The sequence below is a fragment of the Thermoanaerobacterium sp. RBIITD genome (assembly GCF_900205865.1).
Taxonomy (GTDB): Bacteria; Bacillota; Thermoanaerobacteria; order Thermoanaerobacterales; family Thermoanaerobacteraceae; genus Thermoanaerobacterium.
In genome coordinates, this window is sequence record NZ_LT906662.1 from 429,911 (window position 1) to 452,702 (window position 22,792).

19 protein-coding genes, 1 tRNA gene and 2 riboswitches are annotated in these 22,792 nt (G+C 36.0%); of the genes, 3 read left to right on the forward strand and 17 right to left on the reverse strand.

Annotated features, from left to right (window positions below; translation table 11 throughout):
* Positions 1-21: 21 nt before the first annotated feature.
* From CPG45_RS02045 to CPG45_RS02100, 13 genes are all read right to left on the reverse strand, one after another.
* Positions 22-498: a DNA-binding protein gene (locus CPG45_RS02045; protein ID WP_096230400.1), complete on the reverse strand. Its 477-nt coding sequence runs from the start codon at positions 496-498 to the stop codon at positions 22-24.
* Complete coding sequence (locus tag CPG45_RS02050; protein ID WP_096230401.1) at positions 483-1,991, reverse strand: TrkH family potassium uptake protein; 1,509 nt, start codon at positions 1,989-1,991, stop codon at positions 483-485. The genes CPG45_RS02045 and CPG45_RS02050 overlap by 16 nt, the downstream gene beginning before the upstream one ends.
* A complete protein-coding gene (locus tag CPG45_RS17840; RefSeq protein ID WP_255405119.1) occupies positions 1,988-2,110 on the reverse strand; it encodes a hypothetical protein in 123 nt (40 codons plus the stop codon). The genes CPG45_RS02050 and CPG45_RS17840 overlap by 4 nt, the downstream gene beginning before the upstream one ends.
* Before the next feature lie 28 nt (positions 2,111-2,138).
* Positions 2,139-2,801: a potassium channel family protein gene (locus CPG45_RS02055; protein WP_096230402.1), complete on the reverse strand. Its 663-nt coding sequence runs from the start codon at positions 2,799-2,801 to the stop codon at positions 2,139-2,141.
* Positions 2,802-2,861: 60 nt separating this feature from the next.
* Positions 2,862-3,506: a potassium channel family protein gene (locus CPG45_RS02060; RefSeq protein ID WP_172856457.1), complete on the reverse strand. Its 645-nt coding sequence runs from the start codon at positions 3,504-3,506 to the stop codon at positions 2,862-2,864.
* A gap of 63 nt (positions 3,507-3,569) precedes the next feature.
* Positions 3,570-3,699: riboswitch (cyclic di-AMP (ydaO/yuaA leader) on the reverse strand.
* Between the two features lie 120 nt (positions 3,700-3,819).
* Positions 3,820-4,422 (reverse strand): ribosome biogenesis GTP-binding protein YihA/YsxC, encoded by a 603-nt coding sequence (gene yihA / locus CPG45_RS02065; protein WP_096230404.1) that lies wholly within the window; start codon positions 4,420-4,422, stop codon positions 3,820-3,822.
* On the reverse strand, positions 4,397-6,745 hold the full coding sequence (gene lon / locus CPG45_RS02070) for an endopeptidase La (protein WP_096230405.1): 2,349 nt from the start codon (positions 6,743-6,745) through the stop codon (positions 4,397-4,399). The genes yihA and lon overlap by 26 nt, the downstream gene beginning before the upstream one ends.
* A 78-nt stretch (positions 6,746-6,823) precedes the next feature.
* Entirely contained in the window at positions 6,824-7,693 is an 870-nt protein-coding gene (locus CPG45_RS02075) for a hypothetical protein (RefSeq protein WP_096230406.1), read from the reverse strand.
* Between the two features lie 81 nt (positions 7,694-7,774).
* Complete coding sequence (gene clpX, locus CPG45_RS02080) at positions 7,775-9,049, reverse strand: ATP-dependent Clp protease ATP-binding subunit ClpX (RefSeq protein WP_096230407.1); 1,275 nt, start codon at positions 9,047-9,049, stop codon at positions 7,775-7,777.
* Positions 9,050-9,069: 20 nt separating this feature from the next.
* A complete protein-coding gene (gene clpP / locus CPG45_RS02085; RefSeq protein ID WP_096230408.1) occupies positions 9,070-9,654 on the reverse strand; it encodes an ATP-dependent Clp endopeptidase proteolytic subunit ClpP in 585 nt (194 codons plus the stop codon).
* 5 nt (positions 9,655-9,659) lie between these two features.
* On the reverse strand, positions 9,660-10,958 hold the full coding sequence (gene tig / locus CPG45_RS02090) for a trigger factor (protein ID WP_096230409.1): 1,299 nt from the start codon (positions 10,956-10,958) through the stop codon (positions 9,660-9,662).
* 209 nt (positions 10,959-11,167) lie between these two features.
* The gene (locus CPG45_RS02095) at positions 11,168-12,001 is read right to left on the reverse strand and encodes a deoxyribonuclease IV (RefSeq protein WP_096230410.1); all 834 of its coding nucleotides are present in this window, start codon (positions 11,999-12,001) and stop codon (positions 11,168-11,170) included.
* A 106-nt stretch (positions 12,002-12,107) separates the two neighbouring features.
* Positions 12,108-14,534 (reverse strand): PAS domain S-box protein, encoded by a 2,427-nt coding sequence (locus tag CPG45_RS02100; RefSeq protein WP_096230411.1) that lies wholly within the window; start codon positions 14,532-14,534, stop codon positions 12,108-12,110.
* 530 nt (positions 14,535-15,064) lie between these two features.
* Here CPG45_RS02100 and CPG45_RS02105 point away from each other — a divergent pair.
* The 3 genes from CPG45_RS02105 (at position 15,065) to thiC (ending at position 18,564) form a co-directional block, all read left to right on the forward strand.
* Positions 15,065-15,511 carry a MarR family winged helix-turn-helix transcriptional regulator gene (locus CPG45_RS02105; protein ID WP_096233422.1) on the forward strand — a complete coding sequence of 149 codons (447 nt, stop codon included), beginning with the start codon at positions 15,065-15,067 and terminating at the stop codon, positions 15,509-15,511.
* Positions 15,512-15,568: 57 nt separating this feature from the next.
* The gene (locus tag CPG45_RS02110; RefSeq protein ID WP_096230412.1) at positions 15,569-16,750 is read left to right on the forward strand and encodes an MFS transporter; all 1,182 of its coding nucleotides are present in this window, start codon (positions 15,569-15,571) and stop codon (positions 16,748-16,750) included.
* 361 nt (positions 16,751-17,111) lie between these two features.
* A riboswitch (TPP riboswitch) is annotated at positions 17,112-17,216 on the forward strand.
* Between the two features lie 46 nt (positions 17,217-17,262).
* The gene (thiC, locus tag CPG45_RS02115) at positions 17,263-18,564 is read left to right on the forward strand and encodes a phosphomethylpyrimidine synthase ThiC (protein ID WP_096233424.1); all 1,302 of its coding nucleotides are present in this window, start codon (positions 17,263-17,265) and stop codon (positions 18,562-18,564) included.
* A 364-nt stretch (positions 18,565-18,928) separates the two neighbouring features.
* Here thiC and CPG45_RS02120 read toward each other — a convergent pair.
* The 4 genes from CPG45_RS02120 to CPG45_RS16700 all read right to left on the reverse strand — a co-directional run bounded on the left by CPG45_RS02120 (position 18,929) and on the right by CPG45_RS16700 (position 22,595).
* Positions 18,929-19,012: transfer RNA gene (locus CPG45_RS02120), tRNA-Leu, on the reverse strand.
* A 726-nt stretch (positions 19,013-19,738) separates the two neighbouring features.
* Entirely contained in the window at positions 19,739-21,130 is a 1,392-nt protein-coding gene (gene gltA / locus CPG45_RS02125) for an NADPH-dependent glutamate synthase (RefSeq protein ID WP_096230413.1), read from the reverse strand.
* Positions 21,123-21,977 (reverse strand): sulfide/dihydroorotate dehydrogenase-like FAD/NAD-binding protein, encoded by an 855-nt coding sequence (locus tag CPG45_RS02130; RefSeq protein ID WP_096230414.1) that lies wholly within the window; start codon positions 21,975-21,977, stop codon positions 21,123-21,125. Before CPG45_RS02130 ends, gltA begins: the two co-directional genes overlap by 8 nt.
* Before the next feature lie 441 nt (positions 21,978-22,418).
* Positions 22,419-22,595 (reverse strand): hypothetical protein, encoded by a 177-nt coding sequence (locus CPG45_RS16700; RefSeq protein WP_157732308.1) that lies wholly within the window; start codon positions 22,593-22,595, stop codon positions 22,419-22,421.
* Between the last annotated feature and the right edge of the window lie 197 nt (positions 22,596-22,792).

Sequence of the window (22,792 nt, forward strand, 5' to 3'; positions counted from 1 at the left end):
AATCACATTTACATAATTGTTTTACTTCTTATTTTTCATTATTGCTAATAATATAACAATTATTGTCGCTACACCAAGATACACTAATCTATTAGTATCGATTATATGATTTACTTTTTCGCCACCCTTTATGTCAATAATTTTATCTGCATGAAAATCCATATCACCGCCATGTTCTTTACATACTCTATTGAAAGTACCTTGGACAGTTATTATATCACCTTTATCGGCATAATTACCCTTGTACTTTATATCTTTTGTTAAATTATACGGTATCCAGACACCAAGCGCATTATTTCCATCGCTTATATTAACCCAGGCAAAATCACCTCTTTTCATTATATCTCCTATTACTTCACCCTTTATTGAGAGAGATTTGCCATCATATTTTTGTGGGTTATTTATCATATCAGTAATAGTAGGTTCAGCTGCAAATAAATATGATGTCGTAAGTACAAAAGCCAAAAATATGATAGGAGCAATTAATCTTTTTGCCATATTTTCCTGACCCCCGATACAACATAACCTAAAATCGCGAAAACAGCCATAAACTCGAGCCTGCCAGCCCACATTATCAAAATGTAGACTGCTTTTAAGGTGTTTGGCATTGATGGTTGTGTAATTCCAATAGATAGACCTACATTTCCTGTGACAGATGCGACCTCATATGCCGCCTTTTCAAGTGGATATCCAAAATATGTTGTAAATAGCACCCCAATTGTAAATGTTACTATGTAGCATAACACAATAAACATGGCTTTTCTTACAGTTTCATCATCAAGCCTTATTTCGCCATGATTATGGTATTTTTCAACAGATATTGCTTTCTCTGGCATAAATAACTTTTTGATTTCATATATAAAGGATTTAAAGATGATTCCAACTCTCATCCCTTTAAAGCCACCGGCAGTTGAACATGCACTACCACCAATAAGCATAGCAATTACCATTGCTAAAATCGCTAATGTACCCCAATCTGTACTTATCTGGTTAGCATATAATGTCATAAAACCCGTCGTCGTATGTGCCGATATAAGCTGATAAAATCCTTTTCTAAACATAATTACCGCATTTGGATATATATTGTTTTTAATAAGACCTGCTGTTAATATTATGAATGTTATCATCACGGTTGTAAAAAATGATACAGTTTCAATATTTTTGTATATTTCTTTTTTATTACCTGTCCATATAGAATAGTGTAATGCAAAATTAAATGAACCTATTACAAAAATAATAATGCCTATTACTTCATATAGCATGCTGTGATAATATAGAATATTTTGTGAATGTGGTGCAAAACCACCTGTACTCCATGCTGCCATGTATACCCATAAACCATCTAAAAATGAGCGTATAGGTGAAAGTCCTATAATTATTCCCGCAATTGTAAGTGCTAATGTCCCGATAATAAGATATACTATACTTATCCCCCATATAGCTCTTGCAGTATGTTTTACATTCGGAAGAAGCTTTTCATCCTTACCTTCACCAACGTACATCATATACGCACCTTTTAAACCTACTAAAAAGCTTAATGTCATTACCACCATACCTTGACCGCCGATAAATGTGAGAAGGTGTCTCCACATATTTATTCCATTTGAAATATGGTCAAGGTCTTGTATGAGTACTAAACCGGTTGTTGTAAAACCACTCATAACATCAAATGAAGCATCGAGAAATGAGCCATAATGTCCACTTAACCAGTAGGGCACCGCATCAAGTACGGTAAGCATAAGCCATGCATATCCGGTTATAAGCATACCATGAAGCCATCTTACATCTTTTTTATGGTCTTTACAAAAGATTTCAAGCATTAGCCCCACTATCATTGATATCATAAAGCTCAGTGCAAAATCAACCGCTGTATTCCATTCTTTATAAAAAATAGCAGTAATAAATGGAATAGCCATGACATAAGCCATTCCCTCGATAATCTTTGCAGAATAGTAGTTTACAATTTTAAAATCCTCAATAAAGCTATTCATAATTTCACCATCACAAATCCAATAACATACGCTAATAACATCATAACAACAACATAGAGTGTCTCAATTATGATCCCTTTAACAATATCCTTATTCCGATCCTTTTCCAGCCTCTGCATTTATATTCCTCCCGTTAAAGCATATTTATTAATTATTTCCTATCATTACATCTTTAACATCCTGCATACTTCTTTCATTAACCATCGATATGACAACATCGCCTGCTTTTATTACGGTATCACCCTTTGGGACTAAAGCTTTGTCACCTCTTATAACAGATACAATTATACAGTCTGCTGGTAGTTCTATATCTTTTATCATCTTATTTATTACAGGTGAAGTTTTTTGAATATTTGTCTCGACTATTGTCATTTCACCATGATTAAACGTCAATAGGGTCTTTACTTCACCAATTAAAACTTCTTTTTCAATCAGATTTGCAATTATTGATGTAGAGCAGACAACAGTATCAACGCCTAAAATTTTTAATATCTTTTCGTTTTTGGGGTTATTTACTCTTGCTATTGTCCTAGGAACATCAAAATTTTTCTTTGCGATCTGACATATTACGAGGTTTTCTTCGTCTTTACCTGTCACTGCTATAATTGTATCAGCCTGCCCCGTTCCTGCGTCTTTTAAATCATCGACATTTGTACCATCACCATTTATAACCAGAATATCTAATTCCTCTGCAATTTTATCACATATATCACTGTTTTTTTCAACAAGGGATATTTCATGTTTTTTATTGTAAAGGGTTTTTATTAAATAATAACCAACTTTACCTCCACCAACAACAACTATTTTCATACTATTCAATCCTTTCAATTACTTTATATAATATTCAAAAATAAAATGATTGATAAGTTTTTATCCCTCGTTTCCAAGATAGCGTGCTAATGCTTCAGCTTTTGCTTCTTTCATAGTAACAATGAGAATGTCATCTTTTTTTACAATTGTACTATCATGTGCTATTATCGTACTTTCTCTTTTTATACCGGATACTCTTAAATCGAATTTATCCTCTATATCATAAACAGTCATGTTAACGTTTTTCTTTACTTTTATTTCAAGTATTGATATACCATTATCAAGCTCAAATCTTTTCTTAACACCATTTGCAATCAATATATTTCTTATCTCATTTACACCCATCGTTGTCGGGCAAACAGTCTCTATCTCAAAGTCCCTATACGCGGACTTTCTCTCCGGGTCATATATCCTAGCTATTACTCTTTTTATATTGTATATTTTACTGGCTATCTGTGCCACCATTATATTTATATTGTCATCCCTTGTAACTGCAGCTAATGCATCGGCCCTTTCGATTCCCGCGTTTCTCAGTACATCTTCGTCAATACCTACACCGGTTATCTCAAGCCCATTAAATCCAGTGCCAAGCTTTTTGAAAGCATTTTTATCTCTGTCAACTATAGCAACATTGTGGCCTTCATCGGCTAATTTGGTTGCAAGTGCTGAACCTAAACCACCGCAACCAACGATAACTATATACATTGTGTTACCTCCCATATTATTATGAAAAAACAGAAAAAAAACCTGAAGTAATTTAGGTTTTTTTACTTCTCTCAAAAAAGCCTACGAGGTTAGCTGTCGGGCTAGGGTTTTAGAGAGCTTAACCCTATTCTATCGAATTTAGCCCCACTCATTGGGCCCCCCGTTTCCTTTAGGAATTCGGCTTATTTCATTATTATAATTATACAACTGGCATTTTTTAATAGCAAACATTAATTATATAGAATAAATGAGTATATTAAATCAATTTTGTCAAAGTGTAACGAATACAATCCAAAATACACTCTAAATATCATTAATCCTCAATGTTGCTACTATTTACAAGAAACATATCTAGAGCGGAATGCGCTTCATCAATACCAAATCTTTTCAATGACGAAAAAGTTATAATCTTCTCGTTATCAACTGAAAGTGTGTCAGCAATTGCTTTTAATGATTTTTGAATCTCCTGTTTATTTAATTTATCTGATTTTGTAGCAATTATTATAAATGGTATTTCTCTTTTTTTAAGGTAATCTACCATTAAGATGTCATCTTCTGTAGGCACATGCCTTATATCTACAAGCATCACTGCTCCGATTAGATATTCCGATGTATTAAGGTATGTCTCTATATTTAATGACCACTGTTTTTTCATCTCTTTCGATACTTTTGCATAGCCGTAACCTGGTAAGTCAGCAAGATAAAATGATTTATTTATAAGGTAAAAATTTATTCCTTGCGTCTTACCAGGTCTTGCGCTAACCCTTGCAAAATTTCTTCTATTTATAATTGTGTTAATGAATGAAGATTTACCTACATTAGACCTTCCAATTACCGCTATCTGTGGCAATTTATCATTGGGATATTGGCTCTTGTTAAATGCGGTAATATTAAGTTCCACTGACTTTATTAGCATCTTGCTTCTCCTCCACTAATGACATTTTTAAGACTTCATCTATACTTGAAACGAATTTAAATTCCAGCTTCTTCTTTACACTTTGCGGTATTTCATCAAGGTCCCTTTTATTTTCAATAGGGGCAATAATCTTGGTAATACCTGCTCTATGTGCAGCTAATACTTTTTCCTTTAAGCCTCCAATCGGCAGAACTTTTCCTGTCAGGGTTATTTCGCCCGTCATTGCAATATCACCTTTTACAGGTACTTTTTTAATAGCCGATACCATTGCAGTAACCATTGTTATACCTGCTGACGGACCGTCTTTTGGTATGGCTCCCTCCGGTACATGTACATGTATGTCAAGTTTTTTATAAAAATCACTATCGATACCTAATATATCAGCATTTGCTCTTATATAACTGAACCCGGCCTGTGCAGATTCTTTCATAACATCCCCAAGCTGACCAGTTAATGTAAGTTTCCCACTTCCCGGCATTGTAGATGCCTCTACTGTTAGAGTATCTCCACCTACTCTTGTCCATGCAAGACCCGTTACCATGCCTATTTTATTTTTTAAATTGGCTTTATCAATCCTATATATGGGCTTCCCAAGATATCTCTGCAAATTCTGTTTTCCTACCTTTACGGACTTATCACCATCTTCAATTATCTTTTTTATAGACTTTCTGACGACTTTTGCTATATTCTGTTCTAAGGCCCTTACACCAGCTTCTCTTGTGTATTCAGAAATGATTCCTATTATTGCAGAATCCTGTATCTTTATAACATTATCACCTACACCGTGTTCTTTTAAAATTTTTGGAACTAAATAACCCTTAGCAATGTGTAATTTTTCAAGTTCTGTATATCCTGATACATATATGACTTCCATCCTGTCTAAAAGTGGTGCCGGTATAGTATCTAAGGTATTTGCCGTTGTTATAAACAATACTTTTGATAAGTCAAATGGTAGGTCAAGGTAGTGATCTCTATATGTTGAATTTTGCTCTGGATCCAAAACTTCTAACATGGCTGATGCAGGGTCACCTCTAAAGTCTGAGCTCATTTTGTCTATTTCATCCAATAAGAAAACCGGGTTTTTTGATCCAGCAATTTTTAATGAATTAATTATTCCACCTGGTATAGCACCGACATATGTCCTCCTATGTCCTCTTATTTCTGCTTCATCCCTTACACCGCCAAGTGACATTCTTACAAATTTTCTATTCATAGCGCGGGCTATCGATCTCCCAAGGGACGTTTTGCCAACGCCAGGCGGGCCAACAAGGCAGAGAATTGGGCTTTTCATTTTTTCATGATAGCTTCTAACAGCTAAAAATTCCAAAATTCTCTCTTTTACTTTCTCAAGCCCATAATGATCTTCATTTAATATTTTTTCTGCCCTTTTTAGATCAAGTATATCTTTTGTTTCTTCATTCCATGGAAGGTCAAGTATCCAATCTATATATGTCCTTATAACAGAGCTTTCAGCAGAGCCTGGGCTCATGCGGCTAAATCTTTTGAGTTCTTCTAGAGCCTTTTCCTTAACTTCATCAGGTAGATTCTTTTTCGCAATCTTTTCTTCATATTCTTCTACTTCCTGGTCTATCTCGTCAGATTCTCCAAGCTCAGCCTTTATTGCTCTTAGCTGCTCTCTCAAATAATACTCTTTTTGAACTTTATCAATCTGCTTGTGAACTCTCATGTTTATTTTTTTCTCAATATCAAGTATATCGAGTTCTTTTAATAAAAATTCTAGTAGCTTTTCTAGTCTTGCTTTTACATCAAAGCATTCTAATAACTCCTGGTTCTGGCTTTGATTTAAATTTATATATTCTGTTATGACATCAGATAATCTTCCCGGATCTTCTATTGATACAACATTATACAAATTATCTAATGATAGTTTCGAAGTTAGGCTAATATAATCTTCAAAGGCCGATATTACACTTCTCATCAGTGCTTCTATCTCACTGTCTTTTTGAAGTTCAGCATCATCTACTCTTTCAATAACCTCTACTTCAAAAAAGCTCTCGGAACTTATCAAATTCTTTAATTCTGCTCTGCTGATTCCTTCTACAAGTACTCTAACAACTTCACCTGGAAGTTTCAGCATCTGCTTCACTTTTGTTATTGTTCCGACATTGTATATATCATCAATCGAAGGGTCATCGATTTCTGCTTCTTTTTGTGTAACTAAAAAAACAAGTTGATTGCGAAGCATAGCTTCTTCAATAGCTTTGACAGATTTTCCTCTTCCTACATCAAAATGTAAAACCATGTATGGAAAAACCGTAAGTCCCCTCAGCGGCACCATAGGTAATATATATTTTTTGTCCATAAAGTCACCTCGTTCATCCTGTTATACATTTTTAATATATATATTATACCTTAAATCCTTTTAATCTCAAAAAATATATTATTTCAAAATATTTTCTAAATCCTCTTCAATTATTATTTTTCTTTCATCTTTAAGAGCATGAATAGCCGCATGCTGCAAAATATTGATTGCGTCATTGCCACTCTTTGCTATATCACCTACAATGCTATAGACATTTTGTTGAATATCAAAAAGGCCTTTTTTCGCGGTATTCTTAAATATTTCTATTATTTCATCCCTACTTTGCTCTTTAAAGTATACTAAATCACACATATCTAATAAGTCATGTGGCAAGACTTTATAGTCATTAACAGTAACAGCTAAGCAAAAATCAGCGGGAAAACCGTATTTGAATACATATTCCATATGTTCAGGGATCATTCTTGTTTCAAAGGGCTTTTTTAATAATACCTTTTTTTCTTTCGCAACATCAACCAATTTCTTAATTAACTTATTGCCCATAAAATCAATATTATCGACATATATAATTCCCTTATTTGCAAATGTTACTGCACCCATTTTGGGCCTAGGTATTTTAAATATCCCACTTCCATCAGGTACATAAACGCTACCAAAAAGTGTATCATTGATAAAATCTTCTGTATGGGATTTTTTAGGATAGTACTCCACAAATTTTGATTGACTATTGAAAAAATTATTACCTTTATTTTGTATTTCCTTAAAGCAAACTCTTAATATATCTTTTTTCTCTATCCCATCAGGGCCTAATAGCGCTATATTTTTAGGTCTATTGAGTCTGAGATCATACAATATTCTTTCTGTGGCTTCCTCTTGTCCTATAATATCGTCAAGTGTCTTAATCCTAGTTTTCTCTTCTAATGGTTCAATCAGTCTATCTTGAATTAACTGTTGTCGTTTTTCACATTTTATTTTTATGTTTTCTGGCATAAAAAGCCTCCTTCTATACGCATAGTATGTGTAGGAAGGAGGCTTTTTATATATTTCAAAAATAATGCTTATCATTATGACTTATGAGGCAGATTCCGATTTTTTTATCCTCTTTTTTGTTTTCTGTACCTCTGAATATACTATAGTAGGCGGTGCATTATTTATGACAGTTTCCTCGGTTATAATACATTTTTCAATGTTATCGCTCGATGGAATCTCATACATTACATCGAGCATAAGCTCTTCTAATATAGACCTCAAACCTCTTGCACCGGTCTTCCTGTCTATTGCCTTTTGTGCAATGACATTTAGAGCTTTTTTCTCAAACTCAAGTTTTACACCGTCTAATTCAAATAACTTTTCATATTGTTTTGTAAGAGCATTTTTAGGCTCTGTTAAAATACGTATAAGCGCATCTTTATCTAGTGAGTCAAGCGTAACAACAATCGGCAATCTTCCAATAAATTCGGGTATCAAACCGAATTTAAGCAAATCTTCAGGCATTATGTTCTTTAAGATTTCGCCTATCTTTTTTTCTTGTTTGCTAACAACTTCAGAGCCAAATCCTAAGGACTTTTTACCTATTCGCGATTCAATTATCTTTTCGATACCATCAAATGCACCGCCGACAATAAACAATATATTTGTTGTGTCTATCTGTATAAATTCCTGATGTGGATGTTTTCTTCCACCTTGTGGCGGAACATTTGCAACAGTTCCCTCAAGAATCTTTAATAAAGCCTGTTGCACGCCTTCACCTGATACATCCCTCGTAATCGAAGGATTTTCTGATTTTCTCGCTATTTTATCAACTTCATCAATATATACTATACCTTTTTCTGCTTTTTCTATATCATAATCTGCAGCCTGGATGAGCTTTAAAAGGATATTTTCTACATCTTCACCGACATAACCAGCTTCAGTAAGCGATGTAGCATCAGCAATTGCAAATGGTACATTTAACATCCTTGCGAGTGTCTGGGCAAGAAGTGTCTTACCAGATCCTGTAGGCCCAAGCATAAGAATATTACTCTTTTGCAGCTCCACATCATCAGACTTTACTCTGCTGTTTATTCTTTTATAATGATTGTATACAGCTACTGCTAAGGCCTTTTTTGCCTTGTCTTGACCTATTACATATTGATCTAAAAAATCTTTAATTTCCTTTGGTTTTGGGAGTTCACCGATCTCTACATCTATATTTTCTTCAAATTCTTCATCGATGATCTCCTGGCATAGCTCTATACATTCGTCACATATATATACACCGGGACCAGCAACCAATCTTTTTACCTGGTCCTGTGATTTACCGCAAAATGAACATTTTAGTTGTTTTTGGTTATCATATTTAGCCATTTTTCCACCTCTTTTGGGGCTTATTTTCTATTAACCAATATATCATCAATGAGCCCATATGCTTTGGCCTCATCTGGATCCATGAAAAAGTCCCTCTCTGTATCTCTTTGAATTTTTTCCAGTGGCTGACCAGTTCTCTCTGAAAGTATTTTATTTAGCTTATCTTTCATCTTGATAATTCTCTCTGCATGTATTTTAATGTCTGTAGCCTGTCCTTGTGTACCACCGAGCGGCTGGTGAATCATTATTTCACTATTTGGCAGTGCAAATCTTTTGCCTTTCGCCCCGGCAGCAAGTAAAAAGGCTCCCATTGATGCAGCCATTCCAACACACATTGTAACTACATCTGGTTTTATATACTGCATTGTGTCATATATTGCAAAGCCAGAACTAATTGAACCGCCTGGACTATTTATATATAGCCAAATATCTTTATCAGGATCTTCTCCTTCAAGGAAAAGAAGCTGTGCTACTACAAGACTTGCTGTGACATCATTGATCTCATCGCCAAGGAAAACAATCCTATCTTTTAAGAGTCTTGAAAATATATCGTATGAACGTTCTCCTCTATTTGTCTGTTCAACTACAATAGGTACTAAACTCATTTATATCACTCCTCTTTACTTATTATTTTACTATTATCAAAGATAAAGTCAATCGTCTTAAAATATACTATATCTTCTTTTATATTATTTATTTGGTTTTCATTAAGTTCTTTCTTTAAATCTTCTACAGATATGTTGTAATTTTTTGCCATTTCACTTATTCTATTCTCAACTTCTTCATCTGTAGCTTCAATATTTTCATTCTTGCCAATTTTGTCTATAACAAGCTGTGTCTTTACCCTTAATGCAGCATCATCATGCATTTCTTTCCTTAAGTCATCTTTACTTTTTCCTGTTATCTCAAGGTACTTGTCGAGATTTAAACCTTGATATCTCAAGTTGTAATCGAGGTCTCTCAATGAAATGTCTATCTGTCTATCTATCATTACTTCCGGTATTTCAACTTTTGCATTTTCGACAACAGTTTTAACTGCGTTATCTTTCATCTCATTTTCTGCATTTTTATTGTATTGCTCTTGGATTTCTTTTTTTATGCTGTCTTTTAATTCATCAAGTGTATCAAACTCACTGACATCTTTTGCAAAGTCATCATTTAATTCAGGCAGCTCTTTATATTTTATTGAGTTTAATTTTACTTTAAAAACTGCGTCTTTCCCTTTTAAATTTTCTACTCTATAATCTTCAGGAAACTTTACATTCACATCAAATTCATCATTAACATTATGACCAACAATTTGTTCTTCAAAGCCTGGTATGAATGTCTTGGAACCAAGCTCAAGTGAGTAATTATCGCTTTTACCACCTTCAAATGGAACACCATCGATAAAACCTTCAAAGCTTATATCTACAATGTCACCCATCTGTGCCGCTCTATCTTCTACAGGTATTACTCTCGCATTTTTTTCTCTCATCTGCTCTAATCTATTTGTAACATCCTCGTCTTTTACATTATACTCTACTTTTTTAACTTCTATACCTTTATATTGTCCAAGTTCTACATCTGGCAGAACAGGAACTACTGCTTCTATTATTAAGTCTTTACCTTTTCCGATTTGAATAATATCTATATTTGGGCTATCTACAGGCTCGATTTTGAATGAGTCTAGTGCCTCTTGATATGCATCAGGAAACACGTGCTCAATAGCATCCTCATATAATACACCTTCGCCATAATACCTTTCAACAATAATTCTTGGTGCTTTTCCACGTCTAAAGCCAGGGATATTAAACTTACCAACATTCTTTTTGTATGAATAATTTAAACCTTCTTCGAATTTTTCTTTTGGAATATTTAATTCAATTGTAGCAACACTTTTTTCTAATTTCTTTAGATTACTGCTCATTAAGTAAATCCTCCTATTCATATGTTTAAACGTTAAATAACTTCTATTTATTATAACATAAAAAAATTTTTATTCAAACGTCTTTACTTTTATTTTATCATTTTTTAACAAAAAAGAAACTACTTTTATTAGAATTTAGCAAATTTTTCTATTTAAACATTGTAACGGTTAGTTTGTTTTATCTATCTTCATAATTTTACACCACCAAATTATTCTTTATATGCTTCACGTAACATCTTAATTTCATCTTTATAACCAGATAAATCATTTGGTGTTTCTAAAATAAATGGTAAGTGTCTCAATTTGGGATGATTAATTATTTTAATAATTGCTTCCATCCCAATAAAGCCGTTGCCAATCTTTTCATGGCGATCCTTATGACTTCCGAAAGGGTTTTTGCTATCATTTAAGTGTATTGCATATAATTTATCAAGGCCAATGATTCTGTCAAATTCAGCCAAAACACCATCCAAATCATTAACTATGTCATAACCAGCATCATAAATATGACAAGTATCAAGACATACACCCATTTTATCGATAAGAGTAACCCCATTTAAAATTTGTTTTATTTCTTCAAAACTTCGGCCTATTTCTGTTCCTTTGCCAGCCATTGTCTCAAGTAATACAATAGTAGTTTGTTCTGGTTTTAGTATAGTGTTAAGCATATTTATTATATATTCTATACCTACTTCTACCCCTTGTTTTACATGACTTCCAGGATGAAAGTCATAAAGGTTATATGGTAGATATTCCATTCTCTCTAAATCCTCTGCCATAACTTCCATTGCAAATCTCCTTGCACTTTCGTCTTGTGAACATGGGTTTAGTGTATATGGCGCATGTGCTACAATCTTTGAAAAGTTATTCTCCTTTGCAATTTCTAGAAAAACCTCACAATCCTTTGGATCTATTTCTTTTGCTTTACTGCCCCTCGGATTGCGGGTAAAAAATTGCAATGTATTTGCATTCAGCTGAATAGCTTCCTTTCCCATAGCAGCATATCCTTTTGATACTGACAAATGACAACCTATATTTAACATAATTACCTCCTAATTATCGTTTCTCTAATCTCCTATGCCTTTTTAACTTTCTTTTTCTACTCATTCAATCATCTTCTATTTACCCCAGGATCGCTAATCTTAATAGCTATTCACATTCATTAATATATCGCACACGATTCCTGCCGGCAACCTTTGCCTCATACATCATATTGTCTGCCTTATTCACCAATGTATCAACCGAGTCCCCCGGACAGTAACCGGCAACCCCGAAACTGGCCGTTGCATGACCCACACCCGGTATATACATGCAGCTTAAATTTTCCCGCAGCTCTTCCGCTAAGCATGCTGCATTTTTTACCGTTGTATCCGGAAGAAGTATAACAAATTCCTCTCCGCCCCAGCGGGCCAGAGTATCTATTTTGCGGATCCTGTTCTTAATCAGTTTTGCTATACTTTTAAGAACTAAATCACCGGCGTTATGGCCAAAACGGTCATTGATGCTCTTAAAGCGATCTATATCCAGCATTATCAGGGAAAACTTTCTATCTGTTCGTTTGGTGCGCTCTATTTCTTCTTCCAATTTTTGTGTAAAATAACGGCGGTTATAGGCATTTGTCAAAGCGTCAGTAACAGATAAATGGCGAAGTTCTTCTTCTATTTTTTTGTACCTGGTGACATCAGTGGCATAATGAAGATAGACATCCTCCCCCAAGGGTATCCACCACGTATCCCATATACTACCCGCCAGCTCCACTTCGCTGTTTATCGGTTCATTTCTGTCCAAGGCTTCGTCTCCGCGACAGAAATAGCATTTAGTACCGGGCAAAGGGATGCCTGTTTTTTTTAATGCCTCTCTGTATTCATCCGGCAGGTATTTCCCGCCATGGATGCCTTTCCAGCAATAATCCACATTTTTTGTCCCAAATAATGACACCGCTGCTTTATTCCGTGCCAGAATACGGCGCTCCCTTGAAACAAGCCAGGCCGGACTGGGAATGCCCTCCAGCATAAGGCGAAACCTTTTTTCTTTTTGTCTGTTTGCCTCTTCCAGTTGTTTTCTTTCAGTTATATCATCAATAATTATCTGAGCGCCTATCACCGTATTTCTATCTACCAGTGGTTTAACATGAGCTCGCAACCATACTTTCTTGCCCCATTTGGATTCATAATTCATTTCATATGTGCCGGGCTTATTATTTTGCAAACATTCTTCAAGTTTTCTTGAAAGACCATGTCTGACCAATAAAGGGAATGTTAAAAGATTAATCTTTTTTGTTTCCTCAATACCTGGGGAGCCAAGTATTTCTAATGTTTTTTGATTTACATAAATAACATTGCCTTCTTTATCACATCTTAAAATTCCAATCGGGGCATTCTCGGCTAATTCCAAATATTGTTTATGGCTATACTCAAGTTCCTCCTCCCGCTGTTTGCGTTCGCTGATGTCGCGCACAATTCCCACCGCATGCCAGACATTCCTAATTCTCAAAGCGGACAGCGAAAGCTCAATATCAAGTTCTCGTCCGTCTTTATGCTTAGCTTTCAAATCAATTATTTTCCCCACAGCATTGCCTTTTCCGGTTAATTGAAAATGCTTGAAAGCCTGACGATAAAGCTTATAAAAGCATTCATCCGGCACCAACAGCCGGTGCAATTCCTTTCCCAGTATTTCTTCCTGGGAGTAGCCAAAGAGCTGCTCAGCTGCAAGGTTCCAAAAAGTTACATTTCCCTGCTCGTCAAGCATGACGATAGCGTCCCGGACAGCGTCCATAATGGCACTTAATGTCGCCTCCTTTTCCAGCAGCTCTTCTTTCATTTCTCTGCGTTCAGTCAGGTCAATAACCAACTCCAGACATAATTTTTCTCCCTCGTAATCAAAAATCTGCAAATTTATTTCCACAGGATACAGGAACCCGTCCTTCCGGCGGTGCACTGTTTCAAACAAGACCTGCTCCTGTTCCCCGCTGACTAGTGAGTTAAGGAGTTTTTGAAAACTCTTTATGTCAAATTCTGGTTTGAGATCGAGGGGAGTCATGGTATTTAGTTCTTCGATTGTATATCCTAGATTCTTTCTGGCAATGCGGTTTACAGCAACAAATTTTAGGGACTTCGGATGAAAAATATAGAGTTCATTCAGGGAGTTTTCAAAAAGCCGTTCAAACATTCTGGCATGGGAATTTGCTTCATGAAGTTTCAAAGCCATTTCCACTGCGGATAGCAACGCATATTTGTCAGATCCCTTAACAACAAATCCGTAACCTTTAACAGCTTTAATATTTTCCAGTATTTCTCTAGAAGTATTGGCTGTCAAAAATATTACGGGAATGTCCCGGGATTTAATTATTCTGCGTGCAGCATCTATTCCGTCCATTTCCCCCGCCAATTCGATATCCATCAGAACCAGGTCTGGCGGAAAGACGCCACTTATCTTTTGTAATGCTTCTTCCCCTGTAACAGCGGTTTCCACATCATAGCCGTTGCTATGTAGAAGATCCGAAATAACCAGCTGCGTTAAGCGGCTGTCTTCTACCTGCAATATTTTTTTCCTTTTTTGCATATTTTCTATGTGCAATTTTTATCGCCTCTCAGACTGTAGATTTTTACAGTTTTCTCCTTCATTTATTTATTTAGGCTGCTTTCCTCTGATTAAACATTTGTTTTATTTTAACTTGAATTCGGCAGGTAAATTATCAAAATACCTAAATAGGCTATTTGATAGCTAAATAAAATGAATATTTTTTTACAAAATATATATGGAGATTTCCCCTTTTCTGATAAAATTTAAGGGAATCTCCATAATAAGAGTTTAACACTTAGTGTCCTAAAAGAAAAGAGGTTTTTAAAAAGTTTAACATTAAAAAGAGGAATATAAAAGTGCAATTTAGATGTATTCTTACTGCACCTTCTTTTTTATTTATGTTTTAAATGATAAATGATATCAAGTTAAATTTTTTGACATTAAATCTGTAATGCTAACGTAAATCGAGAATAAGTTATTTTTATACTAAATTAATTTGAGAATATGGTACAAAAATGGTTTAAACTATGCTCATTTAATTTGAGTCTTGACAATTAATGTATACATACTATACAATAGTAAATATGAAAAAAGATATAAACAAAATATGCGAATTGCTTCTAAATGTAATATGCGAATTTTACGAAAACGACAGCAAGGCCCGTACTTTCGGTACTGATACGGAGCTTTACCATTCCGAAATACACATGCTCCAGTGCATTCAGGATAATCCAGGCCTGCATATTTCTGCTATTGCACGCAAATTAGGTATTACAAGGGGTGCGGCGTCACAAACTGTGAAAAGACTTGAGCGCAAGCAAATGATTGTAAAGGAGATGAACCAGACCAGAGGATCTAAAGTCGTCATGCACCTCACTCCAAAAGGGGAAACAGCTTGTTTCAACCACAAGTGTGCACACGAAAAGTATAACACAATTATATCCCAAATTCTAACCGGATCGGACGAAGAACAATTAAAGTTCCTGACGGATTTTCTCTTGCAGTTTGAAAAAACGTTAAAAGAAAAGTGATTTTTTATATGTATAGTGTATAGTATCTATACAAATACTCATAGGGGGGTTCTAAAATTGAATAGTCAATCCAAGGAAAAACAATTTGTTATGACAAGATCGTTTATATTGTTGATGGCAGTTGTATGCGGCGTTTCCGTCGCAAATCTTTATTACATTCAGCCATTGGAAGCACAGATTTCAGCTACATTTCATATTTCACAAGGCGCGGCGGGCATTGCAGCTATGCTGACGCAGGTAGGTTATGCATGCGGCCTTTTGCTGTTTGTTCCGCTCGGCGATATGTGCGAACGCCGTTCTCTTATTTTACATATGCTGCTTTTTGTCGCTATCTCACTACTTGCGGCTGCGTTATCGCCTTGTTATTTGGTTCTGCTCGTTGCCATGTTTACTATGGGGATTACGACGATCGTGCCACAGCTTATCGTACCATATGCAGCCCATCTTTCACGTCCGGAAGAACAAGGTAAAGTCATCGGCGACGTTATGAGTGGTCTGCTAATCGGAATCTTGATGTCTCGGACATTTAGCGGACTTGTCGGTGCAGTTTTGAACTGGCGGGCCGTTTATCTGTTTGCAACCGGATTCATTATGATTCTTATGGTTCTGATCTGGTGTTATTTCCCCGAAAACCAGCCGTCCTCACAAATTTCGTATGGAGAGTTGCTTAAATCCATACCACACCTTATAAAAAGTGAACGTCCCTTGCGCGAATCGGCGATTAACGGCTTTTTTATGTTTGGTTCTTTCAGCGCATTCTGGACTTCTTTGATCTTCCTGCTTGAAACACCGGTATATCGCATGGGCACGAGGGAGGCCGGTTTGTTTGGGCTGGCAGGAGTAGCTGGTGCACTCGCGGCACCTTTGATTGGGAAGGGAGCCGACACAAAAAGCCCACGCTTTACAGTAGGCATTGGTGTAATACTATCGACGCTTGCCTATCTGTGCTTTAGCCTATTCGGGTATCAAATTTGGGGCCTTATCATCGGTGTTATCGTGCTTGATCTTGGCAATCAGTGTGGACAGGTTTCCAATCAGGCAAGGGTCCAAGCACTTGGTGACTCAACACGCAGTCGCAATAATACCGTGTTCATGTTTTCGTATTTTATCGGCGGGGCGGCAGGTTCTTTCCTTGGTACCCTTTGTTGGCAGCATTACGGATGGTACGGCGTTTGCATGGTAGGACTTGCTTTCCAATTTGCTGCGATAATTACTCATTTTTTGATTTACAGAAAGTGAAATGGCATTTTTAGTTTTACTAAATCATATTGAGGATATCGTCTAATGATTCTAATATCTTAATGCCTGTGTTAAAAATACTTTCTACTGTATCATAGCCAGATCCTAATGCTGCTGATAATACTTCTTAATTTTTTCTTCAAATCCATAAGTTTCTGTATCTGATTGTGCTATTATCATTTGATGAACATTATTTTCACAAACTATTATGGTATCCATATATTCTCTTGTTCTCGTTATATTTCATAACCCTTTAAAAAATATTTTGAAGGCTTTTAAATGGCTATTACCATAGTATTTTTAAGTTCATAGTGGTATAATCTAATAGTAAATGATTTAAAAAATCATATAGTTAGCGTTTTAATTCCACTAGGGGTGCTCGCCAGAGCTGAGAGAAAGGTGCGTCCTTTCAACCCTTGAACTTGATCCGGTTAGGACCGGCGTAGGGAAGTGGTTAAACCATGTGCCTTGCGGTCCATGGTTTTTATTTATTTTGGAAAGGAGAAGATATCATGACACAGATTGAATACGCTAAAAGGGGTATATTAAGTGACGAGATGAAAGCAGTGGCCCAACAGGAGGGTGTGACGGAAGAGTTTATATTGGAAGGCGTCGCCGCAGGTCGTATTGTAATACCTTGTAATCAACATCACGGCGGTTTAAAACCCTGTGGCATAGGAGGGGGATTGTCCACAAAAGTTAACGCCAATATAGGGACCTCTGAGGAATACCCCGACCTGGACAAAGAGCTGGTAAAATTGGACGTAGCGCTAAAAGCTGGAGCTGATGCGGTTATGGACCTAAGCACAGGAGGCGATGTAAATGCAACTCGCAAGGAGATTGTACGGCATTGTGAGGTTCCAATAGGCACGGTGCCTTTGTATCAGGCGGCTGTAGTAGCTATGGAGAGGTATGGGAGTATTGTAAAAATGTCAGAGGAAGATATCTTTGAGGTCATAGAACAGCAGGCCAGGGATGGAGTCGACTTTATGACTGTACATTGTGGCCTGACGATGGATTCCCTAGAGAGCTTAAGGCAGCAGGGCAGAGTTATGGACGTGGTGAGCCGTGGTGGCTCATTTATAGTTGGTTGGATGCTGTATCATCAAAGAGAAAATCCTCTATTTGAGCATTTTGATAGACTGCTGGATATAGCGAAAGAGCACGATGTCACCCTGAGCCTTGGGGATGGATTGAGGCCTGGATGTATAGCGGACGCTACCGACAGGGGTCAGATACATGAACTCTTGATATTGGGGCAATTGGTCAAAAGATGCCGGGATGCGGGCGTACAGGTCATGATAGAAGGACCCGGCCATGTCCCTTTAGATCAGATAGAGGCCAACGTAAAATTGCAAAAGAGCTTGTGCGATGGTGCGCCTTTTTATGTGTTGGGGCCGCTGGTTACAGACATAGCACCTGGGTACGATCACATAGTGGCCGCTATAGGCGGGGCCATAGCGGCGTCCTGTGGAGCTGATTTCCTATGTTATGTGACACCTGCAGAGCATCTGGGCCTTCCGGATTTAAATGATGTAAAAGAAGGGGTAATAGCTTCCAAGATTGCGGCTCACGCCGCGGACGTGGTAAAAGGTATTAAAAAAGCCAAGGATAGGGATTTAGCCATGGCTATAGCTAGGAAAAAACTGGATTGGGAGGCGCAGGTACGGCTTTCCTTAGACCCGGAAAAGGCGTCAAGGTATCGTCAAAGTAAAAATATTTCTAATCAAAATACGTGTAGCATGTGCGGCAGGTTTTGCGCTATGAAAATTGTGAGCGAATACCTGGAGTGTGAAAATGTCTCTAAATGCTAGCTTAGTGTATAATTTTTGTAGTTGATAAAAAATAGAAAATAGGAAGGTACCAAAAAATACCTTCCTATAACATGAATCATCCGTTATACTGTTTATTTGAGAAACCAGAGCAAAAGGGTGTGATTACATGCTCGAATTAAGTTTAAATAAAAATAAATGAAAGATATATTATTCCTTCATCCATTATTAGTGGCGGTACATCTGTTTTAAAAAGTAAATAATGATACGGTTGTGTATCATCTATCCATTTTGCTTTATAGTAGCCATATTCAAATAGGTATCACTATGGATTTATATTCACGTGTTTCAATCGATAAAGAAAAAGAAGCAATAAAAAAATGGAAAAACCATTCCATTAATTTTTTGGTGCGGATGAAGGGATTTGAACCCCCACGTCAAAGACACTAGATCCTAAGTCTAGCGCGTCTGCCAGTTCCGCCACATCCGCATATTAAAATGGTACTCCATCAGGAACTCGAACCCGGGCCCCACTGATTAAGAATCTCAACAATGGTATTATAATTGATATTTTTTGAAATGTCAAGAGTATGCATTATCCTACAGCTATGTATTATTGATTTATGATAATGTCTTAGTATATCACATTTGATTATGTCTTTTAAATAAAACTGTTTTTTACAAGTATCTGATAATCTGATGTGTACATATTGCCATATTTTTTACACCTTATGCGTAATAAGTACATTTTCACCATATATACATGGTTCTAAAGGTTCTATATAGTCGTGCCTGATTACACTAAGTCTTGATAGGTTAACATTATTGATGCTTATTTGCTAATAAGTCTCAATTAAAAAGAAAGTTTTACCTCATCAGTTGAAAATAGCCGTATCTCATATGGATCAAAATAAACTACAATGGTCGTAAAAGTTTTGACATGTTGCACGAAAAGATATTACTGCTTGAAAAAAGCATAAAATCAACTAACTTTGGAAAGAGCCAAAGATATATTGACATTTATAACTAAATTTTAAAGATAACCTTTTAATAAAGTTTTTTATATTAATAAATGTCCAATATAAATTTACATATATTCTCACTAATGAAATATCACTATTTATTGTTTGAATATATTGTAAAAAGCCTCTTTCTTGGTTTACATATAACATTTCTCACCAAGAAAGAGGCTTTTTAATTTACAAAAATATTTTACTTATTTATTGCTTAAATATTCATGTATAGCAGCTGCCGCTTTTTTACCTGCACCCATAGCCAATATAACTGTAGCTGCACCTGTTACAGCATCACCACCGGCATATACTCCTCTACGACTAGTCTCCAATGTTTCCTCATTAACAATTATTCCGCCCCATTTTTGCTTTTCAAGCCCCTCTGTCGTCGATGTGATTAGTGGGTTTGGACTTTGACCTATGGCTATAATAACTGTATCTACATCTATTACATGCTCTGAACCTTTTTCAGGAACAGGTCTTTTCCTTCCTGATTCATCAGGTTCACCTAATACAATATTTATGCACTCGATGCCTTTTACATATCCATTATCATCTCCAATTATTCTCACAGGATTTGTCAAAAGCTTAAATATAATTCCTTCTTCTTTCGCATGGTGAATTTCTTCTAACCTTGCTGGCATTTCTTCTTCTGATCTTCTATATACGATATACACTTCATCTGCTCCCATGCGCTTAGCAGACCTTGCAGCATCCATTGCTACATTGCCGCCGCCTACGACAGCAACCTTTTTACCCACCTTAACAGGTGTAGGATGATTAGGAAAATCATAAGCTTTCATTAAATTAATTCTTGTCAAAAATTCATTTGAAGAGTATACACCATTTAAATTTTCACCTGGTATACCCATAAACTTTGGCAAACCAGCACCTGTGCCAATAAATACAGCTTCAAATCCCATATCAAAAAGGTCATCTATTGTGAGTATCTTCCCTATTACCATATTTGTCTCTATTTTGACGCCCATTCCTCTTAAGGAATCTATCTCTCTTTGTACAATCTCTTTAGGTAGCCTAAACTCAGGAATACCATACATGAGAACGCCACCAGGTGTATGAAATGCTTCAAAAATAGTTACATCATAACCTAATTTAGCAAGGTCACCAGCACATGAAAGTCCTGCAGGTCCTGAACCGATTACGGCAACTTTCTTACCATTTGATGGTAGTTCCACTTTATCATCAGTATTTTTTTTCATATGCCAATCTGCTACAAACCTTTCAAGTCTCCCTATAGCAACAGGTTCTCCCTTTTTGCCTCTTGTACATAATGATTCGCACTGGCTTTCTTGTGGACACACCCTTCCACATACTGCTGGCAAATTATTAGTCTCTTTTATTTTTTGATATGCTCCTTCAAAGTCTCCATCGACTATATGCTTTATAAATTTAGGTATTTGTACATGTACAGGGCAGCCATTGACGCAGGGCTGGTTTTTGCACTGTATACACCTTTCTGCTTCCTCTACAGCCATTTTCTCATCGTAGCCCAGTGCAACTTCTTTAAAATTTTTATTCCTTATTTCTGGTTCCTGCTCAGGCATTTGAACTTTCTTTGTCGACATGTTAGCCATTTAAGATGCCTCCTAACTTGCACTGATGTTCATATATTTCCAATTCTTTCTTTTCCATATCTTTATACATTGATTGACGTCTCATAGCTTCATCAAAATCCACTTTATGTCCATCAAAAGCAGGTCCATCAACACAAGCAAATTTTATTTCACTGCCTACAGTGACTCTGCACCCTCCACACATACCCGTTCCATCTATCATAATAGGATTCATGCTGACCATTGTAGGTATATCATATTCTTTTGTGATCTGACAAACCATTTTCATCATGATCAATGGGCCTATTGCTATGACTTCGTCGTATTTATTGCCTTTGTCTATTAATTCTTTTAATACATCTGTCACAAAACCTTTGTGTCCCTTGCTGCCATCATCTGTAGTGATGTAAAGATTATCGCTGACAGCTCTCATTTCATCTTCAAGTATGACATATTCTGCGCTTCTTCCACCGATTATGCTATCGATGATTGCACCATCTCTCTTTAACATCTTGACCTTAGGATATAGCGGTGCAACTCCAACGCCTCCACCTATAGCTAAAACCCTCTTAGTATCAGAAGAAAATTCTACGGGTTTGCCAAGTGGGCCTACGAAATCATGTAATTTATCACCGACATTTAATTTGCCTAATGCTTTAGTACTCATACCAACTTCTTGAAATATAATAGTAATAGTACCCTTTTCAGCATCATAATCAGCTATAGTCAGTGGAATGCGTTCACCCTTTTCATCAACCCTCACTATGACAAATTGACCTGGTTTAGCTTTCTTTGCCATAAGCGGAGAATTTATAACCATCAATTTTACAGTCGGATTCAATTGCTTTTTCTCCAATATTTCATACATAGTTTATTTTACACCTCCATAATATATGGTAGCAAAAATATGTCTGGTTGTATAACAGACATACAATAATTATTTTATTAATGGTATAGTTTTAATACTATCTTAAATGCATTATATAATTCTTACCAAATATTTCGTAAGTTTTTAATGCATCCTTCAGTGAAAAATTATGATTAATAATGCTTAAAATTTATTTTTGCACATTATAAATTGTATTAATTAAAGCATTCTGTTTGCTTTTAGCCAAACTTTAGAATAACCTCAATTTTTTCTGTATTTTATTTTTTGTTCATGTATACCACAATAATTCTACAAATTTCTCAGGCTCCTTTTCGTTCTTTTCTTTGCATATTAATTTACGACTTCCTTTTGTCTTCAACCCTGCTTTCTTGGTATGTCTTAACTTTTTCTTGTTCCTGCTTTATTATTCTTTTTACTAGTTCATGTATTACATTCCATACACTTTTGAGTAGCTGGTATCTTGCCAAGTAAGATCTTTAATATTCTTTCTGCTTTACGGTAAGATACGTTACGTACGCTTTCTACAATTTTCTCAAGCAAATGCACAGGCATAAAACTTATAATTTCCATCTTAAGGTAATCATCCAACAAGTACATAAAACATTTCTTCCCATTTTCATCCCTATAACTCTGCTAAACTTAACAGGACATATCAGTGTCTTTACACATGTTTTTCCCTCTAGTCGGTATTTTACTTTGTTATTTCATTACCTCTTCGTTAATGGCCTCAGATTTAGCTTTCATTGTGGAACGCCAAAGTTTTTAAGCAGTATAATAAATTTCCAAGCTTAGAA

Bases quoted from the DNA above. Each gene is read 5' to 3' on its own strand.
- CPG45_RS02045 (WP_096230400.1), bottom strand. From the start codon at position 498: ATGGCAAAAAGATTAATTGCTCCTATCATATTTTTGGCTTTTGTACTT.
- CPG45_RS02050 (WP_096230401.1), bottom strand. From the start codon at position 1,991: ATGAATAGCTTTATTGAGGATTTTAAAATTGTAAACTACTATTCTGCA.
- CPG45_RS17840 (WP_255405119.1), bottom strand. From the start codon at position 2,110: ATGCAGAGGCTGGAAAAGGATCGGAATAAGGATATTGTTAAAGGGATC.
- CPG45_RS02055 (WP_096230402.1), bottom strand. From the start codon at position 2,801: ATGAAAATAGTTGTTGTTGGTGGAGGTAAAGTTGGTTATTATTTAATA.
- CPG45_RS02060 (WP_172856457.1), bottom strand. From the start codon at position 3,506: ATGTATATAGTTATCGTTGGTTGCGGTGGTTTAGGTTCAGCACTTGCA.
- yihA (WP_096230404.1), bottom strand. From the start codon at position 4,422: ATGCTAATAAAGTCAGTGGAACTTAATATTACCGCATTTAACAAGAGC.
- lon (WP_096230405.1), bottom strand. From the start codon at position 6,745: ATGGACAAAAAATATATATTACCTATGGTGCCGCTGAGGGGACTTACG.
- CPG45_RS02075 (WP_096230406.1), bottom strand. From the start codon at position 7,693: ATGCCAGAAAACATAAAAATAAAATGTGAAAAACGACAACAGTTAATT.
- clpX (WP_096230407.1), bottom strand. From the start codon at position 9,049: ATGGCTAAATATGATAACCAAAAACAACTAAAATGTTCATTTTGCGGT.
- clpP (WP_096230408.1), bottom strand. From the start codon at position 9,654: ATGAGTTTAGTACCTATTGTAGTTGAACAGACAAATAGAGGAGAACGT.
- tig (WP_096230409.1), bottom strand. From the start codon at position 10,958: ATGAGCAGTAATCTAAAGAAATTAGAAAAAAGTGTTGCTACAATTGAA.
- CPG45_RS02095 (WP_096230410.1), bottom strand. From the start codon at position 12,001: ATGTTAAATATAGGTTGTCATTTGTCAGTATCAAAAGGATATGCTGCT.
- CPG45_RS02105 (WP_096233422.1), top strand. From the start codon at position 15,065: ATGAAAAAAGATATAAACAAAATATGCGAATTGCTTCTAAATGTAATA.
- thiC (WP_096233424.1), top strand. From the start codon at position 17,263: ATGACACAGATTGAATACGCTAAAAGGGGTATATTAAGTGACGAGATG.
- gltA (WP_096230413.1), bottom strand. From the start codon at position 21,130: ATGGCTAACATGTCGACAAAGAAAGTTCAAATGCCTGAGCAGGAACCA.
- CPG45_RS02130 (WP_096230414.1), bottom strand. From the start codon at position 21,977: ATGTATGAAATATTGGAGAAAAAGCAATTGAATCCGACTGTAAAATTG.
- CPG45_RS16700 (WP_157732308.1), bottom strand. From the start codon at position 22,595: ATGTACTTGTTGGATGATTACCTTAAGATGGAAATTATAAGTTTTATG.